Here is a 5,912-nt window from a genome sequence, read left to right as displayed (position 1 = left end):
ACGAAGTCAGTAACCATACGCACGGCAAGGCGACGTTGACGTGGTTTGAAGAGATTTTCGAAGAGTATTAGAAAGCTCGATGGACTATTCCAGATTCATTCCACTAGATTTTGAAATCAAAAAAAGTTGAGACATAGCGTCTTCAACTTTTTTACATTACTTTAACTACTGATTAAAGTGAGTTTACGTCAACTTTGATACCAACACCTTGAGTAGTTGTGATAGTCAAGTTTGTTACGTAAGTTCCTTTAGCTGTAGCTGGTTTTGCTTTTTGGATTGTTTCGTTGAAAGCTTTAAAGTTTTCAACCAATTTTTCAGCTTCAAATGATACTTTACCGATGATTGCTTGAACGTTACCTGCACGGTCAGCACGGTAAGTGATTTTACCACCTTTAGACTCTTCAACTGCTTTAGCAACATCCATTGTTACAGTACCAGTTTTAGGGTTTGGCATCAAGTTACGTGGTCCAAGGACACGTCCAAGACGTCCAACAAGAGCCATCATATCAGGTGTAGCGATAACTACGTCGAAGTCCAACCAACCGTCGTTGATTTTAGCAACAAGGTCATCTTCACCAACAAAGTCTGCACCAGCAGCTTTTGCTTCTTCAGCTTTTGCACCGCGTGCGAAAACAAGAACGCGTGAAGTTTTACCAGTACCGTTTGGCAATACCATTGCTCCACGGATTTGTTGGTCAGCTTTTTTAACGTCGATGTTCAAGTTGTAAGCAACTTCTACAGTTGCGTCAAATTTTGCAAAGTTAGTTTCTTTTGCAAGTGCTACAGCTTCTTCTACGCTGTATGCTTTTGTGCTGTCGATTTTCTCAAGAGCAGCACGAAGTTGTTTGCTTTTTTTAGCCATTTTCTATTCTCCTTGTAAGTGGTTCAATCGATTTTCATCTCCCACGTCACTCCTCGAAATGATGAAGTCTTGCGGGTTTTCAGTCTATTACTTTCCTTTTCCTACGGCCTTAAGTTCCCTTGCTGTACCCAAGTACAAGTATCAGTCACTTGCCTAGTATGAAAAGCAACTAATAGACTGCTGTGAGATTTTCTACTGTGTTATTGATTAGTCAACAACAGTGAATCCCATAGAACGAGCAGTACCTTCGATCATACGCATTGCAGACTCTACGTTTGCTGCGTTCAAATCTGGCATCTTAGTTTCTGCAATTTCTTGTACTTGTGCACGAGTAACTGTAGCAACTTTAGTTTTATTAGGTGTACTTGATCCTTTTTCAACACCTGCAGCTTTTTTCAAAAGAACAGCAGCTGGTGGTGTTTTCGTAACGAAAGTAAATGATTTATCTTCGTAAACTGAGATAACAACTGGAATAATCATCCCAGCTTGGTCAGCTGTACGAGCGTTGAACTCTTTTGTGAATCCCATGATGTTGATACCAGCTTGACCAAGAGCAGGTCCAACCGGTGGAGCTGGTGTAGCTTTACCAGCAGGGATTTGCAATTTTACAAGTTTTTCGACTTTTTTAGCCATTTTTAAATCCTCCTTTGTGGTTTTGGCGGTAATTAGAGATTTTTACCTCCCACAAGTATGCTTTTCACATACCCATCTATTATACACTATTTATCTGGAATTGCAAGAGAAAAGTTTATTTTTTAATCGACGTAATCTCCGCCTTCAAAGCCGTAATACTCTTCCAAACTGAGACCACTTGCAGCAATTTCTTTTGCTTCTTTTCCGACATAACGCAGGTGCCATTCTTCAGCCATATAGCCTGTTTCCTTTTCCTTGCCTTTGAGATAACGGACAACAAAGCCATAATCAGCTGCATGATCCAAAAGCCATTGGGCTGCTTTTTCTTCTGTTACCAAATCACCATCAGTCCCAATCACATCAAAGGCCAAGCCTGTCTGGTGTTCGCTATAGCCAGGTCGAGCAGAATAACGGTCGGCAGCTTCTTTCCCATCTTGATTGACATAATCTTGGTAGAGTTTGGTCTGAGTTTCATAACTTCTAAAGCCACTGTAATGGTCACTGATTGGGAAGCCTGCCTCTTGCATGGCTTTGATGAGTTTGACCAACTCAGCCTTGGCTGTTGGATTTTCCCCCGGATTATAGTCTTTCGACAAAGGATAGTGTTTATTGGCTACGATGATTTCATCGTATTTACCCTGAATGCTATAGTAATCACCTTTATTGACCACTTCTGCTTTGTTCTGGGCAGTCCCTTGAGACTTACTGCCGACTGTGCCATCAGCCTTGGCTGTCTGTTCTGTCTTAGCTTCTCCGTCTTCATTTTTTGCTTTTTCTTGTGAACAAGCTGCTAGACTCAAGGATATCAAGGCTGTCAAGACAAGGTATCTTTTTTTCATTTCTACTCCTTTATTTCTAATAGTTTATCTACTTCTGACGATAAACATTCGACTAATTTTTTAATCTCTTCCGGTTTTGCTTGGCAGGTTTCTGCTGTCATTTCTTCAAAGGGAACCCACCAAACTGGACCACGTCCATTGAGACCGTGACCATTCATATCACCGCTTCGTCTAGGAAAAAAATGCCAGTGGAGATGGGCATCGCCATTTCCTAGCAGTTCAACATTCATTTTCTCAGCAGCAAAGGCCTTGGCAACTGCCTCTTGGACTAGACTCATTTCTTCGAGGAAACGTAGTCTTGTTTCCTTTTTCAAATGGTGCAATTCGGTAACGTGTTCCTTGGCTAGAAAAAGACTATAGCCTGCAAAATACTGGTGATCTCCAATGACTACATATCCTGTTCCTAATTCTTTGACAAAATAGGGATTTTCTCCCTTCTTGATGAGCTCAATTCTCTGACAAATAAGGCACATATTAGTCTACCAATGCGCTCTTCAGATAAGCATCAACCATACGCTCTGTTGCAACCACCGAGTCAATGTGTGTTCGTTCGTAAGAGTGACTTGATTCAATACCAGCACCAAGCAGAGCGTGTTTGACTTCTGCCCCTGCAGACATAGCCGCTGAAGCGTCCGAACCATAAAATGGATAGATGTCCAGCTTAAATGGAATATCTTGCTCTTTCGCCAAGGCAACCAAATGTTGACGGAAGTCATAGTGATAAGGTCCAGAAGCATCCTTGACACAGATGGACACTGTGTACTCATCTGTCTGCTGGTCATCACCCATAGCGCCCATATCCACAGCCAGATATTCTACTACCTGAGCAGGAATGTTAGAATTAGCACCGTGTCCCACTTCTTCAAAAACTGAAAAAGCAAAATGGGTTGTTACAGGCAACTCAATCTTCTCTTCCACATAAATACGAAGCAGGTTAAGCAAAATCGCTGCGCTGACCTTGTCATCCAAATGACGAGACTTGATAAAACCTGTCTCTGTCACGACAGTTCGTGGGTCAAAGCTGATAAAATCACCGACCTCAATGCCAAGAGCACGAGTTTCTTTTTCATTGGTTACTTTGGCGTCCAAACGCACTTCCATATTGTCTTGCGTGCGTTCTGCAGTTCCTGCATCCTTATAGACATGGCAAGAAGTTTGGTGGATGAGGATGGTTCCTGATAGCTTTTGACCTGTACTAGCCACATGAACGGTACAGTTTTCTCCTTCAATCATGTTCCAAGGAAAACCACCGATACGGTCCATTTTGAGACGGCCATCTGGTTTGACAGCACGGACAATAGCACCAAGCGTATCTACATGGGCAGTCACATAGCGTTGTTGCTCATCATTTTGACCTTTAATAGTTACATTGACACCGCCCTTGGCCGTGCGAACCGGTTGGTAACCAAAACCTTCTAGAGTCTTGACTAAATAGTCCGAAATCTCCCGAGTGAAGCCCGTTGGCGACGCAATGGCTGTCAGTTCTTTGATATATTCTACTGTTTGATTCATTTCTTCACCTCTTTTGCTACCTATTATAACACATTTATCATCGGATAAAAAAAGAAAATCACTCCTGTAGACTTGGCTACAAAAGTGATTTTATACTCAATGAAAATCAAAGAGCAAACTAGGAAACTAGCCGCAGGCTGTACTTGAGTACGACAAGGCGACGTTGACGCGGTTTGAATTTGATTTTCGAAGAGTATTAGTGATTATTCCATTTCAAAAACATCACTTTCTTGCTTGTTTGGTAAAACCAATGAGAGCAAGATTCCAACGATGGCTGGCACCAACCATGGGAGTGAGGCCTTGGCAAAAGGAAGAACGCTAACAAGATTTGCAAAAAATTCAACCTTAAAGGAGCTTCCTAGTACGCTTGCAATGCCAATAGCTGTAACAACAGCAATTGTCAACTGCATACCTGGTTTTGAAAGAGCCACGAATTTGTTGACAATGACAATCATAACGATGGCAATCGTGATTGGGTACAAAATAACCAGCACAGGGATTGAGTACTTGATAATCGCATCAAGACCCAAATTGGCAATGACAAATCCAATCAAGGTAAAGGCTGTCGCATAAACCTTGTAGCTGATTTGTGGGAAGCGCTCATTAAAGAACTCAGCTGTTGACACAATCAAACCAACTGTTGTTGTGAAGCAGGTTACAGTAACCATAGCTGCCAGGAAGAGTTGGGCTGTTGAGCCAAAGATTTCTTGGGTGGCTTGTGACAAGATGTAAACACCTGGTGTTCCACCCTTCATAGCCTCAGCTGGTACTGGGAAATGATTTCCAAGGAAACCTAAACCAATATACAGAGCGCTGAAAGCAAGGGCTACAACGATACCAACCACCCAAATAGTCGAAATGTATTCTTTCTTACTTGAAAATCCAAGTTGTTTCAAGGTTTGAACTGCGATTACGCTAAAGGCAACTGAAGCAAGGGCGTCCAAGGTATTGTAACCTTCTAGGAAACCTGTACCAAAGGCAGAAGCTTGATAAGCAGCTGAAGCAACTTGAGGACTTGTTCCACCGTATTTGAAAGCTCCCAGAACAACCAAGATAACAATCAAAATCGCAAAGACTGGCGTTAAAATACGGCCGATACGATCCAAGATTTTTGATGGATTGAGCGAAATCAAATAGGCTGCCACAAAATAAAGAACCGTAAAGACAATCAAACCAAGCCCTTTATTTGCATCCGACAAAAGGGGGCTAATCCCTACTTCGTAAGCTGTTGTAGCAGTACGTGGGATAGCAAAGAATGGACCGATTGACAAGTAAAGAACTGAGAGGTAAAGAGTCGCAAACCAAGGCGCTATCTTTGTTGAAATCTCGTAGATATATCCTTTAGGATTTAGCGTTCCAATAATCAGAGTCAAGACGGCGATACCGACACCTGAAAAGACAAAACCTGCGATGGCAGGAAGAAAATGTTCTCCAGATAGAGCACCCAGAGAAGGCGGAAAAATCAAGTTCCCCGCACCAAAAAATATTCCAAACAGGAGCAAACCTGTTAGGGCACCTTTTTTAGCCATGAAAATCTCCTTTATATTTATAAAATACTGACCTAGTATATCATGAATAGGAGTATGAAAAAAGCTTCACGAAGTAAATATTGAATGTTTTCAAGATTCTTAAAAATAAGAATTATCTAAAAATAATATTCTCCTACCTAAATCACACCAAGTAGGAGAAAATTCTTATGTTTAGAGTTCTTCAAAGGCAGTCATACCACCTTGGACATTGATAACCTCATAACTTTGTTCAGCTAGAAATTGGCAAGCACGCGCCGATCTCATTCCAGATTTACAAATAACATAATGTAACTGGTCCTTGTCCAATTGATCATAGGTATCAGTCAGTTGACTCAGAGGAAGATTCTGAGCACCTTCTAAATGAAGAGCTTCAAACTCATCCACTTCTCTCACATCCACTAAAGAAAGTTGCTCATTTTGGTAAAGCTGGTAAAATGCGTCAAAGGTTATTTCTTTCATTCTTTTTCTCCTAATACTCTTCGAAAATCTCTTCAAACCACGTCAGCGTCGCCTTACCATAGGTATGGTTACTGACTT

General features: G+C 41.5%; 7 protein-coding genes. All 7 read right to left on the bottom strand.

The features are described from left to right. Positions 1-172: 172 nt before the first annotated feature. A complete protein-coding gene (gene rplA / locus HT688_RS08260) occupies positions 173-862 on the bottom strand; it encodes a 50S ribosomal protein L1 (protein WP_001085675.1) in 690 nt (229 codons plus the stop codon). Between the two features lie 207 nt (positions 863-1,069). Next, on the bottom strand, positions 1,070-1,495 hold the full coding sequence (gene rplK / locus HT688_RS08255) for a 50S ribosomal protein L11 (protein WP_001085812.1): 426 nt from the start codon (positions 1,493-1,495) through the stop codon (positions 1,070-1,072). 122 nt (positions 1,496-1,617) lie between these two features. Then, positions 1,618-2,334 carry an LD-carboxypeptidase LdcB/DacB gene (gene ldcB / locus HT688_RS08250; RefSeq protein ID WP_138707322.1) on the bottom strand — a complete coding sequence of 239 codons (717 nt, stop codon included), beginning with the start codon at positions 2,332-2,334 and terminating at the stop codon, positions 1,618-1,620. A gap of 2 nt (positions 2,335-2,336) precedes the next feature. Next, on the bottom strand, positions 2,337-2,807 hold the full coding sequence (locus HT688_RS08245) for an HIT family protein (protein WP_000335625.1): 471 nt from the start codon (positions 2,805-2,807) through the stop codon (positions 2,337-2,339). Position 2,808: 1 nt separating this feature from the next. After that, the gene (locus HT688_RS08240) at positions 2,809-3,846 is read right to left on the bottom strand and encodes a M42 family metallopeptidase (protein WP_166736451.1); all 1,038 of its coding nucleotides are present in this window, start codon (positions 3,844-3,846) and stop codon (positions 2,809-2,811) included. Positions 3,847-4,049: 203 nt separating this feature from the next. Further along, the gene (gene brnQ / locus HT688_RS08235; RefSeq protein WP_166735343.1) at positions 4,050-5,375 is read right to left on the bottom strand and encodes a branched-chain amino acid transport system II carrier protein; all 1,326 of its coding nucleotides are present in this window, start codon (positions 5,373-5,375) and stop codon (positions 4,050-4,052) included. Between the two features lie 171 nt (positions 5,376-5,546). Beyond that, positions 5,547-5,834 (bottom strand): rhodanese-like domain-containing protein, encoded by a 288-nt coding sequence (locus tag HT688_RS08230; RefSeq protein ID WP_138703016.1) that lies wholly within the window; start codon positions 5,832-5,834, stop codon positions 5,547-5,549. Between the last annotated feature and the right edge of the window lie 78 nt (positions 5,835-5,912).

The sequence above is a fragment of the Streptococcus sp. 1559 genome (genome assembly GCF_013276735.1).
Classification (GTDB): Bacteria; Bacillota; Bacilli; order Lactobacillales; family Streptococcaceae; genus Streptococcus; species Streptococcus pseudopneumoniae.
This window is presented reverse-complemented; position numbering and strand designations above follow the sequence as displayed.